General features: G+C 69.0%; 21 protein-coding genes. 14 read left to right on the top strand and 7 right to left on the bottom strand.

Annotation, left to right across the window (positions count from 1 at the left end):
• Positions 1-20: 20 nt before the first annotated feature.
• Complete coding sequence (locus ACI6GS_RS20890) at positions 21-2,051, bottom strand: amino acid permease (protein WP_439815403.1); 2,031 nt, start codon at positions 2,049-2,051, stop codon at positions 21-23.
• Between the two features lie 79 nt (positions 2,052-2,130).
• The gene (locus ACI6GS_RS20885) at positions 2,131-2,976 is read right to left on the bottom strand and encodes a FadR/GntR family transcriptional regulator (RefSeq protein WP_439815402.1); all 846 of its coding nucleotides are present in this window, start codon (positions 2,974-2,976) and stop codon (positions 2,131-2,133) included.
• A gap of 188 nt (positions 2,977-3,164) precedes the next feature.
• Here ACI6GS_RS20885 and ACI6GS_RS20880 point away from each other — a divergent pair, with 188 nt between their 5' ends.
• The 6 genes from ACI6GS_RS20880 to ACI6GS_RS20855 all read left to right on the top strand — a co-directional run bounded on the left by ACI6GS_RS20880 (position 3,165) and on the right by ACI6GS_RS20855 (position 9,839).
• Positions 3,165-4,508 carry an NAD(P)/FAD-dependent oxidoreductase gene (locus tag ACI6GS_RS20880; protein ID WP_439815401.1) on the top strand — a complete coding sequence of 448 codons (1,344 nt, stop codon included), beginning with the start codon at positions 3,165-3,167 and terminating at the stop codon, positions 4,506-4,508.
• 92 nt (positions 4,509-4,600) lie between these two features.
• A complete protein-coding gene (locus ACI6GS_RS20875; protein ID WP_439815400.1) occupies positions 4,601-6,073 on the top strand; it encodes a glutamine synthetase family protein in 1,473 nt (490 codons plus the stop codon).
• Between the two features lie 16 nt (positions 6,074-6,089).
• The gene (locus tag ACI6GS_RS20870) at positions 6,090-7,025 is read left to right on the top strand and encodes an amidophosphoribosyltransferase (RefSeq protein WP_439815399.1); all 936 of its coding nucleotides are present in this window, start codon (positions 6,090-6,092) and stop codon (positions 7,023-7,025) included.
• A complete protein-coding gene (locus ACI6GS_RS20865) occupies positions 7,013-7,855 on the top strand; it encodes a hypothetical protein (RefSeq protein WP_439815398.1) in 843 nt (280 codons plus the stop codon). The genes ACI6GS_RS20870 and ACI6GS_RS20865 overlap by 13 nt, the downstream gene beginning before the upstream one ends.
• Before the next feature lie 190 nt (positions 7,856-8,045).
• Positions 8,046-9,434: an FMN-binding glutamate synthase family protein gene (locus ACI6GS_RS20860; RefSeq protein WP_439815397.1), complete on the top strand. Its 1,389-nt coding sequence runs from the start codon at positions 8,046-8,048 to the stop codon at positions 9,432-9,434.
• Positions 9,435-9,446: 12 nt separating this feature from the next.
• Complete coding sequence (locus ACI6GS_RS20855) at positions 9,447-9,839, top strand: hypothetical protein (protein ID WP_439815396.1); 393 nt, start codon at positions 9,447-9,449, stop codon at positions 9,837-9,839.
• Between the two features lie 23 nt (positions 9,840-9,862).
• On the opposite strand, the gene ACI6GS_RS20850 is transcribed toward ACI6GS_RS20855, so the two are convergent.
• A complete protein-coding gene (locus ACI6GS_RS20850) occupies positions 9,863-10,444 on the bottom strand; it encodes a Uma2 family endonuclease (protein ID WP_439815395.1) in 582 nt (193 codons plus the stop codon).
• Complete coding sequence (locus ACI6GS_RS20845; protein ID WP_439815394.1) at positions 10,441-11,376, bottom strand: LysR family transcriptional regulator; 936 nt, start codon at positions 11,374-11,376, stop codon at positions 10,441-10,443. The genes ACI6GS_RS20850 and ACI6GS_RS20845 overlap by 4 nt, the downstream gene beginning before the upstream one ends.
• Positions 11,377-11,473: 97 nt before the next feature.
• Here ACI6GS_RS20845 and ACI6GS_RS20840 point away from each other — a divergent pair, with 97 nt between their 5' ends.
• From ACI6GS_RS20840 to ACI6GS_RS20825, 4 genes are all read left to right on the top strand, one after another.
• The gene (locus ACI6GS_RS20840; protein ID WP_439815393.1) at positions 11,474-13,075 is read left to right on the top strand and encodes an FAD-dependent monooxygenase; all 1,602 of its coding nucleotides are present in this window, start codon (positions 11,474-11,476) and stop codon (positions 13,073-13,075) included.
• A gap of 11 nt (positions 13,076-13,086) precedes the next feature.
• Positions 13,087-13,896, top strand: a complete 810-nt coding sequence (locus ACI6GS_RS20835) for an alpha/beta fold hydrolase (RefSeq protein ID WP_439815392.1) — start codon at positions 13,087-13,089, stop codon at positions 13,894-13,896.
• Positions 13,893-14,699 carry an alpha/beta fold hydrolase gene (locus tag ACI6GS_RS20830; protein ID WP_439815391.1) on the top strand — a complete coding sequence of 269 codons (807 nt, stop codon included), beginning with the start codon at positions 13,893-13,895 and terminating at the stop codon, positions 14,697-14,699. The genes ACI6GS_RS20835 and ACI6GS_RS20830 overlap by 4 nt, the downstream gene beginning before the upstream one ends.
• Positions 14,700-15,151: 452 nt before the next feature.
• Complete coding sequence (locus ACI6GS_RS20825; RefSeq protein WP_439815390.1) at positions 15,152-16,882, top strand: gamma-glutamylcyclotransferase; 1,731 nt, start codon at positions 15,152-15,154, stop codon at positions 16,880-16,882.
• Here ACI6GS_RS20825 and ACI6GS_RS20820 read toward each other — a convergent pair.
• Complete coding sequence (locus tag ACI6GS_RS20820) at positions 16,806-18,986, bottom strand: putative bifunctional diguanylate cyclase/phosphodiesterase (protein WP_439815389.1); 2,181 nt, start codon at positions 18,984-18,986, stop codon at positions 16,806-16,808. The two genes, ACI6GS_RS20825 and ACI6GS_RS20820, sit on opposite strands and share 77 nt — an antisense overlap.
• 128 nt (positions 18,987-19,114) lie before the next feature.
• On the opposite strand from ACI6GS_RS20820, the gene ACI6GS_RS20815 reads away from it, so the two are divergent.
• A complete protein-coding gene (locus ACI6GS_RS20815; protein ID WP_439815388.1) occupies positions 19,115-19,876 on the top strand; it encodes a hypothetical protein in 762 nt (253 codons plus the stop codon).
• A gap of 60 nt (positions 19,877-19,936) precedes the next feature.
• Positions 19,937-20,419: a peptidoglycan-binding domain-containing protein gene (locus ACI6GS_RS20810; RefSeq protein WP_439815387.1), complete on the top strand. Its 483-nt coding sequence runs from the start codon at positions 19,937-19,939 to the stop codon at positions 20,417-20,419.
• Positions 20,420-20,462: 43 nt separating this feature from the next.
• Here ACI6GS_RS20810 and ACI6GS_RS20805 read toward each other — a convergent pair whose 3' ends face one another.
• On the bottom strand, positions 20,463-21,554 hold the full coding sequence (locus tag ACI6GS_RS20805; RefSeq protein WP_439815386.1) for a PhnD/SsuA/transferrin family substrate-binding protein: 1,092 nt from the start codon (positions 21,552-21,554) through the stop codon (positions 20,463-20,465).
• Positions 21,555-21,682: 128 nt separating this feature from the next.
• On the bottom strand, positions 21,683-22,618 hold the full coding sequence (locus ACI6GS_RS20800; protein ID WP_439815385.1) for an NAD(P)H-dependent flavin oxidoreductase: 936 nt from the start codon (positions 22,616-22,618) through the stop codon (positions 21,683-21,685).
• Positions 22,619-22,791: 173 nt separating this feature from the next.
• Here ACI6GS_RS20800 and ACI6GS_RS20795 point away from each other — a divergent pair, with 173 nt between their 5' ends.
• Positions 22,792-23,436: a DedA family protein gene (locus tag ACI6GS_RS20795; protein WP_439815384.1), complete on the top strand. Its 645-nt coding sequence runs from the start codon at positions 22,792-22,794 to the stop codon at positions 23,434-23,436.
• Positions 23,433-24,164, top strand: a complete 732-nt coding sequence (locus tag ACI6GS_RS20790; RefSeq protein WP_439815383.1) for a histidine phosphatase family protein — start codon at positions 23,433-23,435, stop codon at positions 24,162-24,164. The genes ACI6GS_RS20795 and ACI6GS_RS20790 overlap by 4 nt, the downstream gene beginning before the upstream one ends.
• Positions 24,165-24,166 lie beyond the last annotated feature (2 nt).

Below are 24,166 nucleotides of genomic sequence, written 5' to 3'. Positions count from 1 at the left end.
GGGGCGGCGGGGAACGCGGCTCAGCCGGCATTGGCGATGCGGGCCGGGCGGGGCACGGGCATGGGCGGGATGCGCTCGGGCGGCACGGCCGGCGCCGCGTCCGCTGCCGGGTCCGGCCCTGCGCCGGGCGAGACGTCGGGTGGTGCTGGCGTGTCCGCTGCAGGGATGGGCGGTGCAGCGGCTGGGGATTCCGCAGCGGGGGCGTCGGCCGCTGGCGCGCCGGTAGTGGGCGCAGCTGGCGGCGCTGCCTCCTGGACGGCCGCTTCGGGGACGGGTTCTGCTGGTGCGGTGCCTTCGGGCGCACGGTCGGCCGGGGCTGCCGGTGGTGCAGGGCTGGCAGGGGGCGCCACGACCGCGCCTGCGGGTTCGGGCTCGGCCGCCAGCGGCACGCGTGCCGCGGGTGGCGCCGGGGCCACGGCGGCGGCGTCCGGTGCGGCGGGCGGTGGTGCGGCAGGACGGGCGATCAGGACCCCACCCGCCATGGCCAGCAGGCAGCCGGCCAGCGCGATCAGCGGGGCGCGCCCCGCCCGCGGCGACCGGCCATAATGGGTCAGGACCGGCTCCGTCCGCGACGCCTCGGCGTCATCGGCAGCCGTGGCGCGCGGGCGGCGCAGGTGGCGCCAGGCCAGCGCCAGTCCGACCAGCGGCACCGGCGCCAAGGCCAGGCTCAGGGCCGGCAGGACCACGGCGCGAAAGGTCTGCAGGGCCGCCCCGATCAGCAGGGCCTCGACCAGCGCCAGGACGACCGCGCCGGCCAGGACCCAGCGCGGCGCGCGGAACGAGCGGTGCACGTCGGGAATGTCGACCTGTCCGATCGCCGCCGCCAGCAGCGCGAGCGCGCCGGCCAGGGCCAGCACCGCGGCCGCCGCGACCAGGATCGGTCCGCTGTCGCGCACCACCAGTACCGCCAGGCCAAGTGCCAGCCCGGCCAGCACACCGCCACGCCCGCGAAGGGCACCCGGCAGGACGCCATGGGCGGCGACATGGTGCAGCGTGCGCGTCGCCACCACGCTCCCCGTCAGCACCGCGGCCAGCAGCGCCAGCGCGACCAGGGCGGCGATGGTGGCCGCGACCGGGGCAGAGGCACCGACCAGGCTGGCCATCAGGTCGGCCAGGCCCATGCCGTTGCCGCCTGCGGCAACCACGCTCGCCACGCCCAGCGTACCGGGCACAGTCAGGGCCACAAGCGGCAGCACGACCAGGGCCAGGGCGGCCGTCCAGGCGGTTGCGCGCGCGGTCTCGGCGCCCGGTCGCTCCAGGTCTGCGGCAAAGCCGGTGGCCGCATCCGTGCGGAAGGCGCAGAACCCGGCCAACAGGACCGCCGCCAGGAACAGGCCGATGCCGGACCGGCTCCAGCCTGGGCCGTCAAGGCCCCCGGGGCTCAGCGGCAGGCTGTTCAGCGCCAGCACGTCCCCCACGATCAGCGGGACCGCCGCCAGAGCCGCCACCGCCAGCAGCGCCGCTCCAGCCAGGATCGCCTGGATCCCGGCCATCACGACGACGCTGCGCCGCGCGACCAGGGCGGCCGCGACCAGGATCGCGAAGGCCAGTCCTGTCGCGGCATCCAGGCGCAGTGCCAGGCCGCCGACCGCGCCCTCCAGCGCCGTCTGGGGAATCGCGCCGGGCCCACAGGCGCCGGCGGCACAGAGCCCCGCAAGCCCAATGTCCGCGGCCAGCCCGGCGGCCAGCGGCGGCAGGCTGGCCCAGGCCAGCCACGCGGCCCAGGCCGGCACCGGCGCCAGGGCTCGGCCATAGGGGCGCCACAGCGCGGAGGCGGCGACGCCGATCCCGCCGCGCCAGGGGGGGTGGACGGTCGCCAGCTCGATCAGCAGGAAGGCCTGGAGCGCACCCAGCAGCGCTGCAACGCCCCACGCCAGCGGGCCGGCCGGACCGACCAGCCCGGCCACCAGGCCCAGCGGCAGAAGCAGGGAGGCAAGGCCGCCCGCGGCCAGCCAACCGGCCCCTGCCGCATCCAGCCGCCACGGATCACGGCGCGCGGCCGGCCGCTCGGTTGCGTAAGCGCCCTCTGCTCCATAGGCCGCATCGCTCATGCGCGCTCAGGTCCCCTTCGTCTCTGGTCCGGCGTCACTGGTCCGGGATCCCGCGGATCCGCCTCCTCAGGACCCCGCCTCACGTCGAATCGGCACCCAGGAGGTCGATCCGCGCCTCGTCCAGGTGGCGCAGGATCAGGTCGGTTGCCCGGGTCACGTCGCGGGCCCGCACCGCCTCATAGAGCGCGCGATGCTCCTGGTTATAGGCGTCCATCCGCTCGCGGGTCAGGACCTTGTCCTTCATGGCGCTCCACTGCGTGTGGTTGCGCACATGGTTCACTTGGCGATAGACCCAGACCATCAGCGGATTGCGCGTGGCGGTGGCCAGGGCCAGGTGGAAGGCCAGGTCCCAGCGCGTGAAATGCTCGGTATCGCCGTTCGACTGCTCGACCTGGGCCAGGGCCTCGCCCAGGTGGTCGAAGTCGCGCGCCGTGCCGTGGATGATCGCCAGGCGCACCATGCGCGGCTCCAGCGCCAGGCGCACCTCGATCAGTTCCAGTGGACTGGTGATCTCGGCGATGTCGCGCTCGTCCTGGCGCGTGCCGTGGACCACGAATGTACCAGAGCCAACCTTGCGTGCGACGAGTCGGGCATCCTCCAGCTGTTTCAGGGCGCTGCGCACGGTGGTGCGGGAGGTGTTGAGCGTCTTGGCGATCTCGCGCTCCGGGGGCAGGCGGTCGCCATAGCCGTAGAGGCCGTCGGTGATCGCACGCCGCAACTGGGCCGCGATCGCCGCAGCGCCGCGCGGGCCCTGGGACGGCAGGCCGGCAGGCAAACCCTCGGTCCTGGCGGGGTTGCCGAGCAGGGCGGCTCGTGCCGTGGCATCCCCCTCCGCCAAAGGCGACGCCGTTCCAGGGGCACCGCGCGTGGCGGCATCGGGCGCCGCGCGCCTGGCACCCGCCAGTGCCGAACCAATTCTACCCACTATCAAGCCTCTTGAAAAAATTGGTTTGAAGGCGGCCTGAGACCGGCTCATTATACGGCGGTACAGGGCACGCGCAACACGTGCTCCCAGGTCGGGTCCCACGGCATTGCCGACGGCCTGGCCACAGGGACTGCACCGTGTCGTCCGGGCCAGACAGAAGCGCCCCGATCGCGCGCATGGGAGTCCCAATGGCCTTTCCGACGCATGCCAAGTACGTGGTGATCGGGGCGGGCATTCATGGCCTGTCCACCGCCTATCACCTGGCCCTGGACCTCAAGGCGAAGGGCCTGGGATCGGGCGAGGATGTGCTGGTCCTGGACAAGACCTCGATCGGTGCCGGTGCGTCGGGCATCGCCTGTGGTGTCGTCCGCAACAACTATTTCCAGCCAGCCATGCGCGAACTGATGGCCGAATGCGTGAATGTCTGGGAAAGCGACCCCAAGGCCTATTCCTATCATTCCGTCGGCTACATGCAGATCTCGCCCGAGGTGATGCACGACAACGTCGCTCAGATCGCGCGGGAGCAGAAGGAGATCGGCTACGAGTCGGTCTTCATCGAGGGCGAGGCCGACTGCATGAAGTACATGCAGGCCCTGTTCCCCGACTGGCAGGCGCGCGGCATCACCTCTGTCCTGCACGAGAAGAAGGGGGGCTATGCCAACAACACGGCCTCCCTCTACGGCCTCGCCACCAAGGCCGAGGGGGAGGGCGTGCGGATCATGACCGGGGTCAAGGTGACGGGTTTTGTCGCAGGCTCCAATTCCGGGGCCATCACGGCGGTCGAGACCGACCGCGGGACGATCCGGCTGGACTATGTCGTGGTCGCGGCCGGCCCCTGGACGGGCCAGATGTGGTCCATGCTGGACCAACCCAAGACCATTTCGATCAAGGGCCGCGACGGCGTGGTCCATGATGGCATCAACATGTGGACCTACTGGTGCCTGGAGGAGGGGACGCTGGGCGTCGATCCCGCCTATGGACTGATGGCTGACGGGCGCATGTCGCCGGTGATCCATGTCGACACGGACGCACCGCTCTATTCCGACGTCGACGGCTCGCTCATCACCGACAAGCTGTGGGGCATCTACTACAAGCCGGACTTCAACTTCGCCGGCATCCAGGGGGGTGCCATGCCCTATCCGGTGAAGCGCGACCCGGACGCGGTGCGGGTGGATCCCTATGGCCCGGAAAGCCCGGAATTCATCACTGACGACCAGTTCGCCCATATGTGGTGCTCGGCCCTCGCGTTCTGCCAGAAGCGCTACGAGGGCAAGATCGGCCATTGGAAGAAGGAGCCGAGCGGCGGTCTCGGCTGCTTCACGGCCGACAGCTTCCCCGTCTTCGACGTGGTGCGGGAGAACTGCTTCGTCATCGCCGACAGCAACCACGGCTACAAGATGATCGCGGTGGGCAAGCTGGTCGCAGGCGAAATCCTGGGCACGAAAAGCCGCCTGCTGGAGCCGTTCCGCTTCTCCCGCTTTGCCGAGGGCCGGCTCCACCCCGTGTCCAACAGCCCATTCCCGTGGAGTTGAGCAGCAGACCGGAAACTGTAAAGGCGTCAAGCGCGCACATGGCCCGGGCCGCGGGGGCGGCCCCATCGACACGACGAAAAGGGGACCCGCGGATGACCGATCTTGAATCCTATGTGAAGCAGGAAGGCCGGGCCGAGGAGGTCAAGAAGGTCAGGGCCAAGATCAAGGAACTGGGGATCACCTACATCTACTACCAGTTCGTCTCGGTCACCGGCCGCATCGTGGGCAAGGGCGTGCCCGCCGATCATTGGGAAACGGTCGCGGAGAAGGGCTTCCAGCTCGTCTACGGCTCGACCGCCAACCTCTTCACCGACCGGCACAGCCAGTACATCGGCTACGGCCCCGAGGCATCGGAGCTGGTCGGCATCCCGGACCCCGAAACGTTCTGCCAGCTGCCCTGGGACAAGAGGGTCGCCCGCGTCTATTGCACGCTGTTCCGCAATCGCGAGGAGCAGGACAGCCCCGGGGGCTTCCTGACGTCCGACTGCCGCGGCAACCTCAAGCGCATCCACGCGCAGTTCAAGGCCGACCATGACGGCCTGCACCTGCGCCATGGCTGCGAGCCCGAAATGATGTGGCTGAAGAAGGGCGCCGACGGCAAGCCGAATGGCGGCTATTCCAAGCCCTATTGCTACCATATCGACCAGTTCGAAAGCCTGCGCCCCGTCTTCCTGAAGGTGATCGAGTATTCGCAGGCCATGGGCCTGGACATGATCCAGGGCGACCACGAGGACGCACCCGGGCAGCTTGAGCTCAATTTCCAGTTCGACGACTGCGTCCGTACCGCCGACCGTCTGACGACCTATCGCCAGATCTGCGCCCAGGTCGCGCGCGAGTTCGACATCATCGCCTGTTTCATGACCAAGCCGTTCATGGGCGTCTCGGCCAGCGGCTGCCACCACAACCTGTCGCTCTGGCGCGGCGGGAGCGAGTCGATCAACGACCTGCACAACGAGGTGCTGCCCGGCATGCCGGGCGTCTTCACCTATCTCAAGGGGGGCGAGAACACCTTTCTGCCGGTGGCGGGCTCGGGCTCGCCCAAGCCGGGGCCGATCGGCCTGATGTCGATCGGTGGCGTGATCGAGCATCTGGACGGCCTGACCGCCGTCGGCTGCTCGACGGTCAATTCCTATCGTCGCCTGTGGGATGCGGGCTTCTGGGCGCCGGTCTATCGCGACTGGGGCTATCAGAACCGCACGACGGGCTTGCGCGTCTCTGCCCCCGGCCGGTTCGAATATCGCGCCGTCGATTCCATGGTGAACCCGTATTTGATGGCATCGGCCCTGCTGAAGGCGTTCGACGACGGCATCAAGCGCCAGATCGATCCGGGCGAGCCGGAGCAGCGCAACATGTACCAGGCGATCGAGGCCGGAAAGGTCGCCAAGAAGCTGCCCATGAACCTGGGCGAAGCACTGGACCGCCTGAACGAGGACGAAGTCATCAAGCAGGCTTTGCCCGGCGAGATGCTCAAGGTCTTCAACCACTACAAGTACGACGAATGGGAGCGTTTCATGGCGACCGTCACCGATTTCGACATGGATCGCTACCTCGACTACCTGCCGTAACCGGGAGCCTTTGCCGATGTGTGGAATTGCAGGGCTGATCCACCGCGGAAGCAGCGGGGCGATCGGCCAGGAAATGGTCGCGATGCTGCAGTCGCTGAAGCATCGCGGGCCCGACTCGACGGGCTTTGCCCTCTATGGGGCACCACGCGACGACCGCTACGTGCTCCGCTTCAAGGTGGCGGAGCAGGACGAGATGGCAAGGGGCTTCGACATCCGCGCGAAGGTCAAGCAGCGCAAGGTCGACGTCGATGCCCGCCTGGCCGAATTGGGCGCCCAGGTGATCGAGGAGGAGCAGGCGACCGACTATGCCTGGCGGGCGGTCATCGCCTATCCCGGCGACCTGAAGAAGCTGGCCGACTATGTCGAGGACCTGGAGGGGGTCGAGATCCTTTCCGTCGGCCGCGGGCTGGAACTGGTGAAGGACCTGGGCGATGCGAGCGTCGTCGCCAACCAGTACGGGCTGAAGGCGTTCCAGGGCACGCACGGCATCGGCCATACCCGCATGGCGACGGAATCGGATGTCGATATCCGCTCTGCCCATCCCTACTGGGCCTATCCGTTCTCGGACGTGTCGGTCGTCCATAACGGGCAGCTGACCAACTACTGGGGCGGCCGGCGCGGGCTGGAGCGGCGCGGCCACCGCTTCATGTCGAACTGCGATTCCGAGCTGATCGCCGTCTACCTCGCCGACCGCATGGACCGCGGCGACGAGCTGGAGGAGGCGATGCGCCGCTCCATCGACGAGTTGGACGGCGTCTTCACCTACCTGGTGGCGACGGCGGACAAGCTGGGCATGGCCAAGGACACGATGGCGGCCAAGCCCATGGTTCTCTACGAGTCGGACGAGTTCATCGCCCTTGCCTCCGAGGAAGTGGCGATCCGCTCGATCTTCCCCAGCGAGATCGACACGTTCGACCCCTATGACGGGGAGGTGCGCGTATGGCAGAGCTGAAGAAGGATGCCGTCAGCCTGATGGGGCTGCATACCGAGCCGCTGAGCGGCCGGAGCATGACCCAGTTCTTCTCCGCAGGCGAGGAGGAGAACTTCACCTATCCGCTGGCGCCGGACGTCGATTTCAACAAGCGGGCGGAATTCGACGCCGCCGCGATGACGGGGCCAGAGATCAACAACCGCATCCGTGCCCTGATGGCGGACGGCTATGGCACGATCGTCATCCGCAACCCGCTGGCCAAGCATTCGCTGGGCGTCGGCATCCTGTCGCGCCTCCAGCTCTATTTCGAAGGCAGCCTCGGCTATTTCGGCGTCGGCCTGATCGACGGGCCCAATGTCCGCATCAAGGGCCGCGTCGGCTGGTCCTGCGGCGAGAACATGATGTCGGGCACCGTCGTCATCGAGAAGAACGCCGGCTCCACCTTCGGGGCTGCGATCCGCGGCGGCGACCTGGTGTGCAAGGGCGACGTCGGCAGCCGCACAGGGATCGACCAGAAGGGCGGCACGATCATCGTCGGCGGCCGCACCGGCGCCTTTACCGGCTTCATGATGCAGCGCGGCCGCATGGTGATCCTGGGCGACGCCGGCAAGAACCTGGGCGATTCGATGTACGACGGCACGATCTATGTCGGCGGCCGGATCGAGAGCCTGGGCGTCGATGCGGTCGAGGCGGAACTGACCGAACTCGACATCGCCTGGCTAACCCGCAAGCTGCGCCAGTACGAGATGCTGCCCCCCGGCGGCGTTGCCCACATGAAGAAGATCGTCGCGGGCAAGCAGCTCTGGAACTACGACAACCTCGAGCCATCGGAGAAGAAGCTGGTGCTCTAGCGCCGCCGGACCTGCCTCTTGCCCGTCCTCATCCTGAGGTGCGGAGCGAAGCGGAGCCTCGAAGGATGGGCAGCCGGAGCGCCGGTGGCTCATCCTTCGAGGGCCCTTCGGGCCACCTCAGGATGAGGACGGAATAGGGCAGGGGAACACCGCCCAGCCCGCTCCTTCTGCCCGTTCCAAGGATCCGACCATGGCCCTCATCGACGACGACATTCCAGCCCCCCGCGCCCGGACCGAGCCGCTGCGCCCGGCGCGCAACAAGACGGTGCTGGGCCAGAACTTCCTGTTCACGCCCAGCGTCATCGACGACATCCATATCAAGGCGGAACTGGGCCGCTACCGCATGCGCGGCATGGCCCTGTTCAAGAAGATCCCAAGCTGGGACGACCTGACCTTCATGCCCGGCACGCTGACCCGCTTCGTGATCGAGGGCTATCGCGAGAAGTGCCTGACCAAGACGGTGATCGGGCCGCGGGCCAAGCGGCCGATCGAGCTCGACATCCCCGTCTACATCACGGGCATGAGCTTTGGCGCCCTGTCCTATGAGGCGAAGGTGGCGCTGGCCCGCGGGGCGACGATGGCGGGCTCCGCCACCTGCTCGGGCGAAGGCGGCATGATCCCGGACGAGCGGCGCTACTCGTCCAAGTGGTTCTATCAGTGCATCCAGTCGCGCTACGGCTTCAACCCGCATCACCTGCAGCTGGCCGATGCCTGCGAGATCTTCATCGGCCAGGGCTGCAAGGTGGGCCTGGGCGGCCACCTGATGGGGCAGAAGGTGACGGACCAGGTGGCGGAGATGCGCTCCCTGCCCGCCGGCATCGACCAGCGTTCGCCGGCGCGCCACCCCGACTGGCTGGGCCCCGACGACCTGGCGCTCAAGATCCAGGAACTGCGCGAGGCGACCGACGGGCAGATCCCGATCCAGCTGAAGCTGGGTGCCGCGCGCGTCTATGACGACGTCCGCATGGCCGCCAAGTGCGACCCCGATTCCATCTATATCGACGGCATGGAAGGCTCGACCGGCGCCGGTCCCCACATCGCGACGGAGGAGACGGGCATTCCCGGGATCGCCGCGATCCGCCAGGCCAGGAAGGCGCTGGACGACGTGGGCAAGTCGGGTGAGATCACGCTGATCTATGCCGGCGGCATCCGCAACGGGGCGGATCTGGCCAAGGCGCTGGCCTTGGGCGCCGACGCGGTCGCCATCGGCACAGCGGCCATGGTGGCGCTCAACTGCAACAAGGATATCCCGGAGGCCGACTTCCTGGACGAGGTGGGGGTCGAGGCCGGCTATTGCTACCATTGCCACACCGGCCGCTGCCCGGTGGGTGTCGCGACGCAGGACCCGATCCTGCGCAAGAGGCTGAACCCGGACGAGGCGGCGGAGCGCGTCTACAACTTCCTCCACACGCTCGCCATGGAATGCCAGATGATGGCGCGCGCCTGCGGCAAGACCAATGTCCACAGTCTGGAGCCCGAGGATCTGGCGGCGCTCACCATGGAGGCGTCGGCCCTTGCCCAGGTGCCGCTGGCCGGCAGCCAGCACACGGTCGGTCGGCCCGACATGACCCGCTACTAGGAGGTCCCGGCGATGACCAGCGACGCGACCGACATCGACAAGTACCTGAAGGGCGACGGCCTGGACCAGGAGCGCGAGAAGGAGATCGGCCAGCACATCGGCTATCGCTACGACGTCAACCTGCTGCCCGACTACGCGCGGCTGACGCCGTTCCTGAAGAAGTACCTGGAGGTGATGGGCTGGGACGACCTCAACTGGCTTGAGGACATCCACATGGGGTACGAGGAGGGCCGGGCCGCCGTCTTCGACCGCAACATCAACGGCTGGGTCACGGTGCCGCCAGAGATGGCGCTGCCCGACAACCAGCAGGACCGCGACATGATCGCCCGCGAACTGCTGGTGAAGTTCCAGATGTCCAGGCGCCACCCCCTGGTCGCGCTGAAAAAAACCTATGGCAAGGTGTGAGTGCTGATTGAAAGGACACGCGTTCAGTCCCGAACGCGTGTCCCCCCGTCCCATGTTTCCAGCAGGACGCCGTCATAAAGGTCCGCCATCGAAAGCGGTGCGGCGCTGCGCAGCGACAGGACTGCATCGCCGATCCAGGCCCGCGCCTGCCACTGCGCACCGTCGCGTTGCCACAGGTCGATGCGGCGCGCCGTCGTCCAGACAAACAGGATGTCCTCGACCGACGGAATGTCCTGATACTGCGACAACTTCTGAAAGAGGTCCGTTTCCTGGGTTGAAGACGACAGGACCTCGGCCAGAAGGGATGGCGCTTCGGCGTATCGGCTGCCGCTGCGCAGCGGTTCGCAGGTCAAGACGACATCAGGCAGGAAGAACGTGTTCGCGAAACGTGGCGAAAGCACGCCGCGATTCGGAATGGCGCGGCAGGGCGGCCGAATGCCCGCGTTGAGCGCGGTTGCCAGCCGCACGATCAGCCAATCGTGAGCCTCCAGGGCGGGCGCCATGGCAACGGGAACGCCTTGGATCAGCTCATAGCGCAGGTCGGTGCCCTCATCCCAGGTCAGGAATTCGGCGAGCGTCATCCGCTTGCGAGCATGCTCGGTCATGGCTCAGGAGTTTCCCCCGCTTCCGTCAGGCCCGCAAGCATGGGGCCGCGGGTCAGGATGCGGCCGCTGGCGACGAGGGCGGCGAGTTCGGACCGGACGCGCGCCGCGACCGCCTTGGTCGCCGGGCTTTGGGGCCGGCCACGGGCCCAGGCGAGCGCACGCAGGGAGCCCATGTTGGCGATCTCGCTCGCCGCCAGGGCGCCTGAGCCGTAGTCGGGCTCAAGCGCGGAGTGTGGCAGGACCGCATGGCCCAGGCCGGCGCGGACCATCGCCTTCAGGCTGTCGGGCGTGTCGACCTCGATCGTGCCGAGCAGGTCGCGGGTCAGGCCGCCATGCCGCGCGAACTCGACCGAGCGGACGATATGCGTGCCGCCCAAGCGGTCCAGCGTGATGGTCGGCTGTCGCAGCAGCGGGCTGTCCGGCGGGCCGATCGCGAACATCCGCTCCCGGAACAACGGGACCCAGGCGACGGCGTCGCTGTCCGGCGGTTCCGACACCAGCGCCAGGTCCAGCGTGCCCGCTGCCAGGCGATCCAGCGCCTCCGCGGTCAGGGCGCCGGTCAGGCGCAGCCGCAGGCGGGGATGGTCGCGCGCCAACCCTTGCGCCAGCGGCGCGAACAACACGCCCGCCAGCGACCCCGGCGCCGACAGCCGGACCAGGCCGGTCAACTCCCGCGCCTGGGCTGAAACCTCGACCTTCAGCGCGGCGACTTCGCCCAGGATGTAGCGGCCCTTCTCCAGGAGAAGGGAACCGGCCGCGCTGGTCGTGACACCGCGCACGCCCCGCTCCAGCAGGATGGCGCCCAGTTCCGCCTCCAGCGCCAGGACGTGCCGGCTGAGCGCCGACTGGGCGACGTGCAGGTCTGCGGCGGCGCGGCTGAACGAGCCGCGCTCCGCAACCGCCACGAAGTAGCGCAACTGCCGGAGATCCATGGTCGCCATCTTGAATCGAGATCAGTGACATCTCCAAACGGTGTTTGAGGCATCGCAGTCGATCCGCTCCAATGTCCTGCATGCAGGGGAGGGGACGATGACCCAGGGCTATCGAACGGCGGTCTTCATCGTGGGCGCGGGGCCGGTGGGCATGGCCATGGCGTTGCTGCTGGAGCGCTTCGGCATCGACTGCGTGGCGGTCGAGAAGAGCCCCGGCACGACCGATCACCCCAAGTCGCGCGGCTGCTGGGTGCGGACGATGGAGCTGTTCCGCCAATGGGGCGTGGAGCAGGCGATCCGTGCGCGCGGCTTGCCGGACGGCACCGACGTCTTTGCCTTTGTCGAGTCGCTGGCGGGGGAGGAATACGGGCGCACCCGGCCGGAGCCTGACCTGGGCCAGACGCCGGCCTGGAAGAGCCTGGTCGCCCAGGACGCGGTCGAGGAGGAACTGCTGCGCGCGCTTAGTGGTGCCGCCCATGCCCGCGTCCTGTTCGGGACCGAGTTCCTGGCCCTGGCGGAGACCGACGACGGCGTCACGGTGCGGACCCGCGATGCGGCAGGGCAGGAGGCAAGCTGGACCTGCGCCTATGTCGTGGCGGCCGATGGTGCACCCAGCCCGACGCGGCGCGCCGCGGGGATCGAGATGGTGGGGCCTGCAACGCTGGCGGTCATGGCCAACGAATACTGGCGCGGCGACCTGTCTCGCTTCCCCCTGGCACGGGAGGCAGCGGGTTTCTTCATCATGCCGAAGGGTGGGGGGCCGCCCAGCACGATCCTGAACACCAACGGCATCGACCGCTGGCTCACCATCTCGCGCATCGGGGCGGAGCGGGACGAGCGGCCCGCTCCCTGGTCGGACGCCGAGGTGGTGGAGATCGTCCGGGGCCAGGTCGGCGTCCCTGACCTGGGGGTGGAAATCCTGAACCGCTCCACTTGGCGGGTCAGCATGCAGGTCGCAGCCAGCTTCCGGAAGGGGCGGGTCCTGCTGGTGGGGGATGCGGCGCACCGCTTTCCGCCGACTGGCGGCTTCGGCCTCAATTCCGGTGTCCAGGACGCGCACAACCTGGCCTGGAAGCTGGCCTTCGTGCTCAAGGGCCTGGCCGCACCCCGCCTGCTCGACACCTATGATGTCGAGCGGCGGCCGGTGGCGCAGTCCAACGCGGCCTTCAGCTTCGGCAATTCGGGCCGCTTTCCCCTGGTGGCGGAGGCGATCGCCAGCGGCAATCCCGACCAGATCGCCTTCCGCATCAACGACGTCGACAACCACCTGCACTCGATCGGCCAGGCGCTGGGCTTCTGGTACGAGGCGGGCGCCGTGATCCCCGACGGCACGGTCGCCAAGGGGTTGAACTCGCGGCTCTACGTGCCCAGCGACCGGCCGGGCAGCCGCTTCCCCCATGTCTGGCTGGACCTGGCGCGCAAGCGCTCGACCCTCGACTGGTTCGACCGCGATTTCACACTGGTGGCCGGGCCGCTGGGCAACGACTGGCTTGAAGCGGGACGTGCCGTGGGGCAGAGCCTGGGCCTGCCCCTGAACCTGCAGACCCTGCCCATGCCGAGCCCCGACCAGGGCTTCCTGATGGGCCTGCGCGGGGCGGTCCTGGTGCGGCCCGATGGCCATGTCGCCTGGCGCATGCCCTGGCTGCCCACCGATCCAGCGCGGGCCCTGGGCCAGGCGCTGGCCAGCCTGCTGAACTGAAGGGGCACGCCATGGAAACCGTGGACGCCAATGGCATCACGATCGCCTTCGATCGCGTCGGCAGCGGCCCGCCCCTGCTGCTGCTGCACGGGGCAGAGGCGGACCGCACGATGTTCGCGGGGCTGGCGAGCCTGCTGGCGCCGCAGCGCACTGTCATCGCCATGGACCAGCGCGATTCGGGCGGCACCCGCAATCCGGAGGCGCCCTATGGTCTGGATGACCTGGCGGACGACTGCGCAGGCCTGGTCGAAGCGCTGCGCCTGGGGCCAGTCGACGTCTTCGGCCAGTCGCTGGGCGGCGTGATCGCGCAAGCCTTCGCCGCGCGCCATCCGGGCCTGGTGCAACGGCTGGTCCTGGGCAGCACGTTCCAGCTGGGCGCCGATCCTGTGGCCGCCAGCGCCGGCGGCGTCCCCCGCCTGCTGACCCTGCGCGCCGGGCTGCCGGGCACGGCACGCGACCTCGCGGGCATGTTCTTCACGGATGCCTATCTTGAGCGCCATCCCGAACGGGCGGCGCTGCTGACGGGCACCACGCGCACGCCGGCGCAGCAGGCACGGCGTGGGACGCTTCTGCTGCGGCCCGTCTCGGCCACGCTGGCGGACGTCCGCGCGCCCACCCTGGTGGTTGCGGGCGCCGTCGACCGGCTGATCCCGCCCGCCCACACGCTGGGGATCGCGGCGGCGATCGCGGGCGCGCAGACGCTGCTCCTGGACGACTTGGGCCACGTCGCGGTGTTGGAGGCGCCCGAGCGCGTGGCGCAGGCGATCCTGGCCTTCCTGACCTCGACGGGCGGGGGTGCCGCGGTCCAGACTGAGGCATGAGCTTCATCGCCGCGAACGGTATTCGCCTCTGGCACGAACGGCGGGGGGTCGGCGCGCCGCTGCTCGTCATTTCCGGCACCAATGGCGACCTGCGGCGCAAGCCCAGCGTGCTGGATGCGCCGATCGCCCGCGCGTTCGACACGCTGGCCTATGACCAGCGCGGTCTGGGGCAGAGCGACAAGCCGGACGGTCCCTATGCGATGGCCGACTATGCCGACGATGCGGCCGCGCTGCTGACGGCGGTGGGCTGGCCACGGGCCCATCTCGTCGGCATCTCGTTCGGGGGCATGGTGGCGCAGGAACTGGCCATCCGCCATCCAGGCCTGATCGACCGGCTGGTCCTGTGCTGCACAGCGCCCGGTGGAGCAGGGGGGGCCTCCTACCCGCTCCACGAGGTGCAGCACATGGATGCGGCGGCGCGAGCCCGGCTGCTCGTGCCGATCATGGATGCGCGGCATGACGCGGCCTGGGCCGCCGCCCATCCCGTGGCGCACGAGGCGCTGCTGACGGCGATTCGCGACGATCCCTTTGCGGGCGAGGAACGGCGCGCCCTGGGCCAGCGCCTGCAGCTGGAGGCGCGCGCCGGGCACGACACATGGGACCGGCTGGGCCGAATCGCGGCGCCGACCCTGATCTGCGCCGGACGCCATGACCGGCAGGCCCCGCCCGAGGTGCAGCACGCCCTGGCCAACCGCATTGCCGGCGCAAGGCTCGACTTCTTCGACGGCGGGCACCTGTTCCTGATGCAGGATCCCGCCGCGTGGCGTGCGATCGCGGCTTTCCTGGCCGATGGCGTGCCCTGATACCGCGCCCGACACACGTTAAGGATGCCTTTCCGCCCAACCTCTTAGGGTATGGTCTTCGCCGAAATATGACACTTGCATCCGGGGGGGAGATGACCTACATGACGCCTCGGACACGGATCGCACGTGCAACAGGCCTTCTGCACTGAGCAACGACGTAACGGGTTCCTTTTTTGGTTCACGGGCGGGCTGACCCCCGCCGTACTTCAAAGGGAAACGATATGTGCTGCTCGAGTACAAACGGGGTCTGAGCCCCCGGCCTGATCGACCCCGCCGCCCCGACCTGCTGGCGCGCCTCTGGCGCAGATGGCATTGCATCGGGGGCTGAGCAGCCGTCCGGCCCCTTCTCGACATCGCCGACCTGACTTTCATCAGGACCTGAACGGAATCGGGTTTCCCCGATTGCCTCCTTGCCTCTCCTCGCTCCCGTGATCCGGGGGAAAGGACAAGTCATGACCGTTGCCCAGTTCGCCGCCTCCGCCGCCCGTTCCGTCGAGTCGGTCGATGCCATCGTTGCCCGCCTGCGTCCCGAAGACCCGGTGATCTGCTTCCGCCCGCGCCTGATCGAGGCGACGGCCCGACGATTCGTCGCAGGATTCCCCGGCCAGGCGCTCTATGCCGTGAAGTCCAACCCCGCTCCGGAAGTCATCACCGCCCTGGTCGCGGGTGGCTTCACCGGCTTCGACGTGGCCTCGATCGAGGAAGTGGCCCTGGTGCGCGGCCTGGCGCCCCATGCCTTCCTGGCGTTCATGAACCCGGTCAAGACTCGCACCGCGATCCGTCGTGCGTACTTCGAGTACGGCGTGCGCGACTTCTCGCTCGACACGATGGACGAGCTGCAGAAGATCCTGGACGAGACGGATGGCGCCACCGACCTGGGCCTGCATGTCCGCCTGGGCCTGCCCAAGGGCAATGCGATCTGCGACCTGTCCGGCAAGTTCGGCGTGCCGCTGGACGAGGCGCCGGAGCTGCTGCGCGCCGTGCGTGCGGTCGCCCACCGCGCCGGCATCTGCTTCCATGTCGGCTCGCAGAACCTGGACCCGCAGGCCTGGACCCGCGCGATCGAGATCGCGGGCGATGTCGCCGCGCGGGCCGGCGTCGTGGTCGACGTGCTGGACGTCGGCGGCGGCTACCCCGTGTCCTACACCGGCTACGAGCCGCCCCCGCTGGAGCGCTTCTTCGAGGCGATCGCCGAGGCGCGCGGCCGCCTGTTCCCCCATGCCGCAGTGTGGGGCGAGCCGGGCCGCGTGATGGTGGGCGCGTCGACCTCGCTCGTCGTGCAGGTCATGCTGCGCCGGGGCGACCGGCTGCACCTGACCGACGGCACCTATGGCAGCCTGGCGGACGGCAACGCGATCCAGCAGATGCAGTTTCCCGTGCGGCTGATCCGGACGGAGGGCGGCACCGCCGCCCCGCTGGCCGAATTCACCCTGTTCGGGCCGACCTGCGATTCGACCGACAAGCTGCACGGCCGCTACCTGATCCCTGCGGATGTGCGTGAGGGCGACTGGCTGGAACTGGGCCAGATCGGCGCCTATGGCCCGTGCCTGCGCACCGGGTTCAACGGCTTTGGCCGCGCGATCCAGGTCGAGGTCGAGGATGCGCCGCTGCTCAGCACGCCCGGCCACCCGGCCCCGGTGGGGGAGACGGCCCAGCCGTTCTTCTTCTTCGGCAGCCTGATGGACCAGGATCTGCTGCGCGTGGTCCTGGCGCGCGAGGTGACGGGGCTGGAGATGGTGCCGGCGACGCTGCACGGCTTCCGCCGCCGCCGCGCGCTGGACGAGGCGTTCCCGATCATCCAGGGCCATCCCGGCGGTCGCGTGGAAGGCATGCTGGTGCACGGCCTGGCCCAGGCCGACATTGCCCGCCTGCGCTTCTATGAGAGCGGCGACTACGAGACCCGGCCGTTCGACGTCGAGGGTCCCCAGGGCCGCGTGCGCGCCCAGGTCTTCGTGGCGACCGGCCGGCTTGAGGATGCGGGCGTGGCCTGGGAGTTCGACGCCTGGGTGCAGGAGGAAAAGCCGCTGGGCCTGCTGCTGGCCGGCATGCTGATGGACCTGTTCGGCAAGGCGAGCTTTGCCGAGATCGAGGCGGCATGGCCCGCGATCAAGGCACGGGCGGCTGTTGCTCTCGCTGAGTCCGCAGAAAGCGGGTCAGTTCGTCGACTGGCAGCGGCCGGCTGAACAGGAAGCCCTGGATCTCGTCGCATTCATGCGCGGCGAGGAAGTTCCACTGCTCCTGTGTCTCGACCCCCTCCGCGGTCACGGCCATGTTGAGGCCGTGACCGAGCGAGATCACGCTGCGGGCGATGGTGCCGCCATCGCCCGCAGGACCGATCCGGTCGACAAAGGCCTTGTCGATCTTGATGCGCTGAACGGGAAAGCGCTGCAGGTGGGCCAGGCTTGAAAAGCCGGTCCCGAAATCGTCGATCGAGAAGCTGAGGCCCATGCGGGCCAGGCGCTGAAGGATCTCCACCGCACGATCGACGTCCTGCATGACCGAGCTTTCGGTCAGCTCAAGCTCCAGGTTGCGGGGCTCGAACCCGCTCGAATCCAGTGCGCGCTTCAGGCTGTCCTCAAGGTCGGGATCGCGGAACTGCTGCGGCGACAGGTTCACCGCCAGCTTCAGCGGACCAAAGCCGGCATGGACGACGCTGCGGATTTCCGTGCAGGCGCGCTCCAGCGCCCACAGGCCCAGCGGCACGATCAGGCCAGTGCGCTCCGCGATCGGCACGAAGGTCGCGGGCGAGATGGCGCCACGGTCGGGATGCGTCCAGCGCAGCAGCGCCTCCACCCCGGACACCCGGCGAGTCTTCAGGTCCCATTTCGGCTGGTAGGCGATCTTCAATCCCGTCTCGGCCAGGGCCTGGCGCAGTTCCCGCTCGATCTCGATGCGGATCTGCACCTGTTCATTCATGCCGGGCTCGAACAGCTGGAAGGCCACGCCCGCCTCCCGCGCGCGTGCCAGCGCCAGCTCGGCATTGCGCAGCAGGGCGTCCGGCGCATCCGAGTCGGAGGGATAGAGGCTGGCCCCCGCCCGGGCATTGGTGTGCACCTGCGCGCCGCCGATCGTATAGGGCTCGGCCAGGGCGGTCAGCAGGCGCCCGGCCAGAAGGGCGGCGGCGTCGCCATCGGGATCACGGCTCTGCAGCAGGGCAAAGGTCTCGGATCCCACGCGGGCCAGCGTGGCCGTCTCGCGGCTGAAGCGGCGCAGGCGCTCGGCCGCCTGGAAGATCACCTGGTCGGCGACGCCGCGGCCGAAGCTCTCGACCGTCGCGGCATAGCCCACCATCTCGATCACATGCAGCGCCAGCCGTTCGTTGGTGCGGCGGGCCTGGCGGATGGCCTGGTGCATGCGGTCGTGCAGCAGCGCGCGATTGGCCAGTCCGGTCAGCGGATCCAGGTGGTTGGACAGGCCGACAACGGTCGGGCCACCGGAAGGGGTGGTGCTGGAAGAGGACTCCGAGAGGGCGGGCGCGGTCAGGCGCTGCATCAGCAGCGCCTGCATGTTGTCGACCTTCTCGTGCAGGTGGGCAATCTCCTGCTCGGCCTTGACGTTGATCTCGTACTCGATGTCGGTGCGGACCTTGTCACGCTGGGCGGAGCGGTTCTGGCTCAGCAGGACGATGACCGAGAGGATGATCGCCTCAAGGCTCACCGCCATGGTCAGGAAGCCGAACGGGAAGGGGTCGAAGGCGCGCGCGCCCACGCCTTCGTTCCAGATGATCCACAGGGCGAAGACGACGACGTGCAGCAGCAGGAACTGGATGCTGCCGGAGAACTGTGCGATCCCGTCGATCAGGCGGTCGATGGGCGAGGAGCGCTGCTCCAGCGTCTCGTTGGCGTTGCGCGACGCGGTGCGGCGCAGGCGCAGGTTGGTCTCGCGAATCCGGTTGCTCAGCGTCGCCAGCAGGTCGATGCCGGCCTCCGGCTTGGCCTTCAGGAAGGCGATCAGGTGTTCGCGGTCCAGCGCGCACAGGGTGGCATCCTCCACCACCAGGGCATCGGCCGTGCGGGGGCCTGCGTCGAACAGGCTCAACTCGCCAAAGACCTGCCCCTCGCGCGCGGTTTCCAGCAGGATCCGCTGGCCCAGGTGGTCGCGCACCGACAGTTCGACCGCGCCGTGCGTCACCACGAACATGCGGCCGCCCGGCTCGCCGAAGCGGAACACCAGCGTTCCGGCGGGCATGTTCAACTCTTCCGCCAGGCTGGCAAGCTCCGTGCGCTCAGCTTCGTCCAGGCGCTCGAACAGCGGCACCCTGGCGAGCAAGGCTGGATTGGCGCTCACGTATTTCCCCCGCTTCGCCGTGTCCGCGGCGCGGCCTTCCCGTGCGCTGAACTGTACCGCGTTTGTGGCGCGTTCCTTCTGTCATATCGAGGCCGTATCGTGCAGGCGAAAGTTCGTGGGAGCGCAGGATGAGCGAAATTCTCGATCGGGCCCGTCAGGCGGCCGAAGCGCGGCGGGAGCGCCAGCGCCGGCTGCTCGACCTGCTGCGGCAGGTCGAGAGCCGCATGGCGCGCGAGGGGGAGGCCCGCCGCGCGCTGGAGGCCAGTGTCGCCAGCCTGAGCTTCGAGCGGGACGAGGTGCAGGCCGCCCTGGCCCAGGCGGCGGACGAGCGCGACGCGGCGCGGGCCGACCTGGCAAGGGCTGTCGCCGAGCGGGACGCCGCGCGCGCTGAGGCGGCCGCCCTGCACGAGACGATCGCCCGGCTGGAGGCATCCCTTGGCGAACTGGTCGACCTGATCGAGGACGACGCCCAGGCCGGCGACCCCATCGTGACGCTGGAGGCCTTGCTGCGCGGCGACGTTCCCGCCGGCCTGGGCCACAATTCGCAGGGCGGCGGCGGCAGCGCCGTCGAGCTCGATGCGCCTGCGCCAACCGAGGTCAGCGAGGATGGCCAGGTCTTCTCCGACGCTTCCCTTGTCCAGTTCGAGGTGGAGGACGAGCTTGCCCCAGCGGCAGGCCATGACGGCCCACAAGCCGATGACGCCCGCGGTGACGATCAGGCGACCGATGTCGACGCAGCGGAGCCGGACGCAGTCCGCCCCCCGCCGCTGGACGCCGATGCGGAGCGCCGCCTGCGGGTGCTGGAGGACTTCCTGGAGCAGGGGCTTGTGACGCTGGAGGAGTACGAGCGCCGGCGCCGCGAGCTGACGCGCACCGCACAGACCTTCTGAGACAGACCATCCTGGTCAGGGCTTAACCATCCGGAAAGGGGTGGGGCGGAGCATGGCGGGATGCGCACTCTCCCGGCCAAGCGGCTCCTGGTCTTCCTGATGCTGGCGGCGCCGCCTGTGCCGGCCCTTGCGCAGGGCGAGGTGCCGGCCTGCAGCGCGGCCAACCAGGGCGCGCAGATGTGCCAGATGGGGCAGGTCTGCACCTGCCGCTGGCGCGGCGGCGCGATGTTCCGCGGGCCGGAGGGGTTTGCCTGGGACTGCTCCCTGCTGGGTGGGCAGTGCGGCCCGGCGGTCGATGCCCATGGCGTTCCGGCCGATCTCCAGCCCTATGCCGACCCCTATGCGAACGGGGGCCTGCGCCCCTTGTCGGGACCCGAGATCGTCATCATCCAGGAGCGTCTCAATGCGGCCGGCTACCCTGTCGGGCGGCCGGACGGCGTTGTGGGCGAGCGGACGCGCGCAGCCATTCGCGACTTCCAGGCCGACAACGGGCTGGAGCCCGACGGCGTGCCCAGCACGGCGCTGCTGGAACGGCTGCCCTGACACCTATCCTCTGACGCGGATCGGGCCTGTGCCTGCGGCGCGGTCAGTGGGAGGTGCCGGTCGCCTCTTCCGGTTCGAGCGCCTGGAGCTGCAGCAGGCGCTCCGCCAGTTCGGTCGTCCGACGCTGCCGCTCGCCGTCGCTCAGCGTGTCGTCGTCGGCGACCTGGCGCTGCCGCCTGAACAGCTCGATCTGCTGCAAGGGCAGCAGGATCGTGTCCGTGGCCAGCGCGAACTGGCCTGTGCCAATGGCCGTCAGCACCGTGCGGGCATCGCTCACCTGCTCCGGCTGGCCGGCACGGCCGAAGGTGAAGACCGCGTGGAACAGGGCGTTGCGCCGGGCGGGATCCAGGTCGGTGCGCCAGACCAGGACATCGGGGGGCAGGGCCGGGCCCTGCCACAGCACCCGCAGGGCGGTCCCGTCGACCGGATTGGCGGCCACGAAGCTGCGCAGGGTGCCGTCGGTCGCCAGCGCCAGGTCGACCTTGTCCGCCGCCAGGTCGTCCAGGTTGCGGGAGGCGCGATTGCCTTCCGCCGAGCGGAAGCAGGTCCGTGGGGCCACCTGGTTGCGGGCGAACAGGAAGTAGCCGGGGACTGTCGTCATCAGCGGGTTGTCGCCCGTGCCCATGGCGATGCGCAGGGACTTGTCGCAGCGCAGGGCATCCGCCAGCGTCGCCGGCCCGTCCTTGCCCGTGACCAGGAGGCTGCGCGTATCCTCCGCCCGTGACAGCGGGGTCGTCGCGGCAAAGACCGCAGCACCGGCGCGTGCCACCGCATCGCTCGCCACGGCGGCGGGCAGGACCGCCACGTCGACGCGGTCGAAGCGGATCGCCTCCAGCACCGCATCGGCGCTGGCGAAGGTGGCCTCCTCCAACGCTGGTGCGCCGCGCGTCGCCAGGCCATCGAGCAAGGGCCGCCAGGCCGGACCGCCCGCATCCGGCGCGGCGATCCGGCCAAAGCGCAGGGTCCCTGGATCCTGGGCCAGGGGCGCTGCGTCGGTGGTCGCCGAGGGTTGCACCGGCGCCTGGGCGCCAACCGGGGCCGCCGCGCAGAGGCTGACCAGCGCGGCCAGCGTCATCGCGCGGACAGCCCCGCATGCCGGGCGGCGGCGCGCCCGCGTGACCAGTCTGGCGTTCATGTCGGAATCGAGGCTTCTGCCGTCCGCTGCCGCTGTGGCGTGTCGTTCTGTCCCTGCCTGTATCCTAGCACGCGGGCGCCAGTTGCAGCAGCCCCGCGTACCCTGCCCGGATGACCGGATCGGCGCACCTAGAACTGCCGGGCGTGGGCCAGGCCGCCCAGCCTGCTGGTAATGGCAAAGAAGCCATCGACCATCTCCTGGATGATCTGTGCCGCGGGCTTCACCTCCCGGATCAGGGCCGCCGACTGCCCGGCCAGACCGATGCTGGCCTCCATGTCGCCACCGAAGTACAGCTCCTTCACCCTGGCCAGCGTGTCTGGCGGCATCAGGCCAGCCTCGGCAATGGCCCGGCTGTTCTGCGTCTTGAGCGCGCGCACGCAGGGCGAGGCCTTCTTGTTGAGCACCACGGTGTCGGTGTCGCCGGCATCCAGGATCGCCTGCTTGTAGTTCTGGTGCACCGGGCTTTCGGCGGCCGAGACGAAGCGCGTCCCCAACTGAACCCCCTCCGCCCCCAGGGCAAAGGCGGCGGCCATGCCGCGTCCGTCGGCGATGCCGCCCGCGGCGATCATCGGGATGTCGACCTGGTCGCGGATCGCCTGGAGCAGGACCAGGGTCGAGACCTCCTCAGGGTTCTTGAAGCCGCCGCCCTCGGCACCCTCCACCACCAGGCCGTCCACCCCGGATTCGGCGGCCTTCAGCGCTGCCTTGACCGTGGGGACCGCGTGATAGACGACGATGCCCGCCTGCTTCAGCGGACCAATGAACTTGGCGGGGCTTCCGGCCGACGTGGTCACGAACCGCACGCCGCTGTCGATCACGGCATCCACCATGGCGATGTCGCGCAGGAACAGCAGCGGCAGGTTCATGCCGAACGGCGCATCGGTCAGCTCCCGCATGCGGACCAGTTCCGCCTTGATCGCGGCCACGTCGCCCGAACTCGTCTCGATGATGCCCAAGCCGCCGGCACGGGACACCGCACTGGCCAGCTGGGCGCGGGCGATGTAGCCCATGGGCGCCTGGACGATCGGGTAGCGGGCGTCGGTGTGCTGCAGGACGCGGTTCATGGCTGTGCCGTTGTGTCATGTTGCGTGGGCTTGAGGGGCTTGTTAACACTGCTCCCGCAGGCTTTGCTAGCTCGGGGCCGTCGCTGCCTGTGCCATCGGTGCTTGCGCCGTCAGGGCTGGTGCGGCGGGTGTTCTTGCGGGCCATCCGGATTGCTTAACTCATCCAAGGCCCCATGGACGTCATAGAACTCATCCGGGAATATGGCACCGTCTTCTATGTGATCGTCTTCGTCTGGACGTTCCTGGAAGGCGAAACCTTCGTCATCATCGCTGGACTGGCCGCGAAGCAGGAGTTGATCCGGCTGGACTTGCTGATCGCCATTGCGGCGATGGGCTCGTTCTGTGGCGACCAGCTCTATTTCTTCATCGGACGGCGCTACGGGCACCGCCTGCTTAACCGGTTTCCCAGGATCAAGCCAGGCGTGAACCAGGCGCTCAGCCTGCTGCATCGCTACAGCACCTGGTTCATCCTGGGCTATCGCTACATGTATGGCGTGCGCAACTTCGCCTCGATCGCCATGGGCATGAGCGAAGTCACCTGGCGCAAGTTCGTCATCCTGAACTTCATTTCGGCATGGGTGTGGGCGACCACGTTTGCCGGCGGCGGCTACCTGATCGGGGCGGCATTGGAGCGCCTGCTGGGCGATGTCAACAACGCCGTGCTCATCGGCATGGGCTTTGGCCTGATCCTGTTCCTCAGCTTCATGTTCCACGCGCACAAGAAGCATCAGGCCCAGCAGAAGGCCGAGGCTGCGGCCGCTGCCGCCGCCGCAAACGATATCAGTGCGGCCCCGCCGCCGCCGCGGGCCCTGCCATGAGCCATGATGGACACGCCATTGACGGCACCGTCGTCCGCCGCCGCATCTACCTGATGCGCCATGCGGAAGCGGCCTATGTCGACGAAAGCGGCCGCCGCGCGCTCGACTCCCGTGCCGTCCCGCTGACCGCCAGGGGGCGCGATCAGGCTGCCGCGGCCCACGACCTGCTGCGCGACGTGACCTTTGACCGCGCTTGGTGCTCCGGCCTGCCCCGGACGCGGGAGACCGCCGGCATCGTCCTGGGTGGGCGCAGCCTGGCCCTGGAGGTCGAGCCGGAGCTTGAGGAACTGAAGGCAGGTTCCTTCGGCGCCATCGCGCAGGAGCAGTTTGCCGAGGAGTTCCGCCACGGCCTGCTGCGCGCCCATGACGACGAGGCGCGCTTCCTGGGCGGCGAGCGCTTCGTCGATTTCGAGGCGCGCGTGGTGCCGGCCTTCAACCGCCTGCTGCTGACGCCGGGCTGGAGCACGCTGCTTCTGGTCGCCCATGGCGGCGTCAACCGCATGGTGCTGGGCTGGGCCACAGGCGGCAATCGCCAGGCGTTCGGCGCCTTCGAGCAGGACAGCGGCTGCGTCAACGTGCTGGACATCGACATCGACCTCAGCCGGGGCAGTGTCGAGCGGCGGCTGATCCGCCTGGTCAACCTGACGCCCTATAATTTGACCAAGGCCGGGCTGCTGCTGACCACGATGGAAGCCCTTCTGCACGAACTCGAGTCCGCCAAGGGCTGAGG

It is taken from the genome of Zavarzinia sp. CC-PAN008 (genome assembly GCF_051903925.1).
In the GTDB taxonomy this organism is placed as follows: Bacteria; Pseudomonadota; Alphaproteobacteria; order Zavarziniales; family Zavarziniaceae.
The sequence above is the reverse complement of the archived record's forward strand: the minus strand, read 5'-3'. Positions and strand labels throughout refer to the sequence as shown.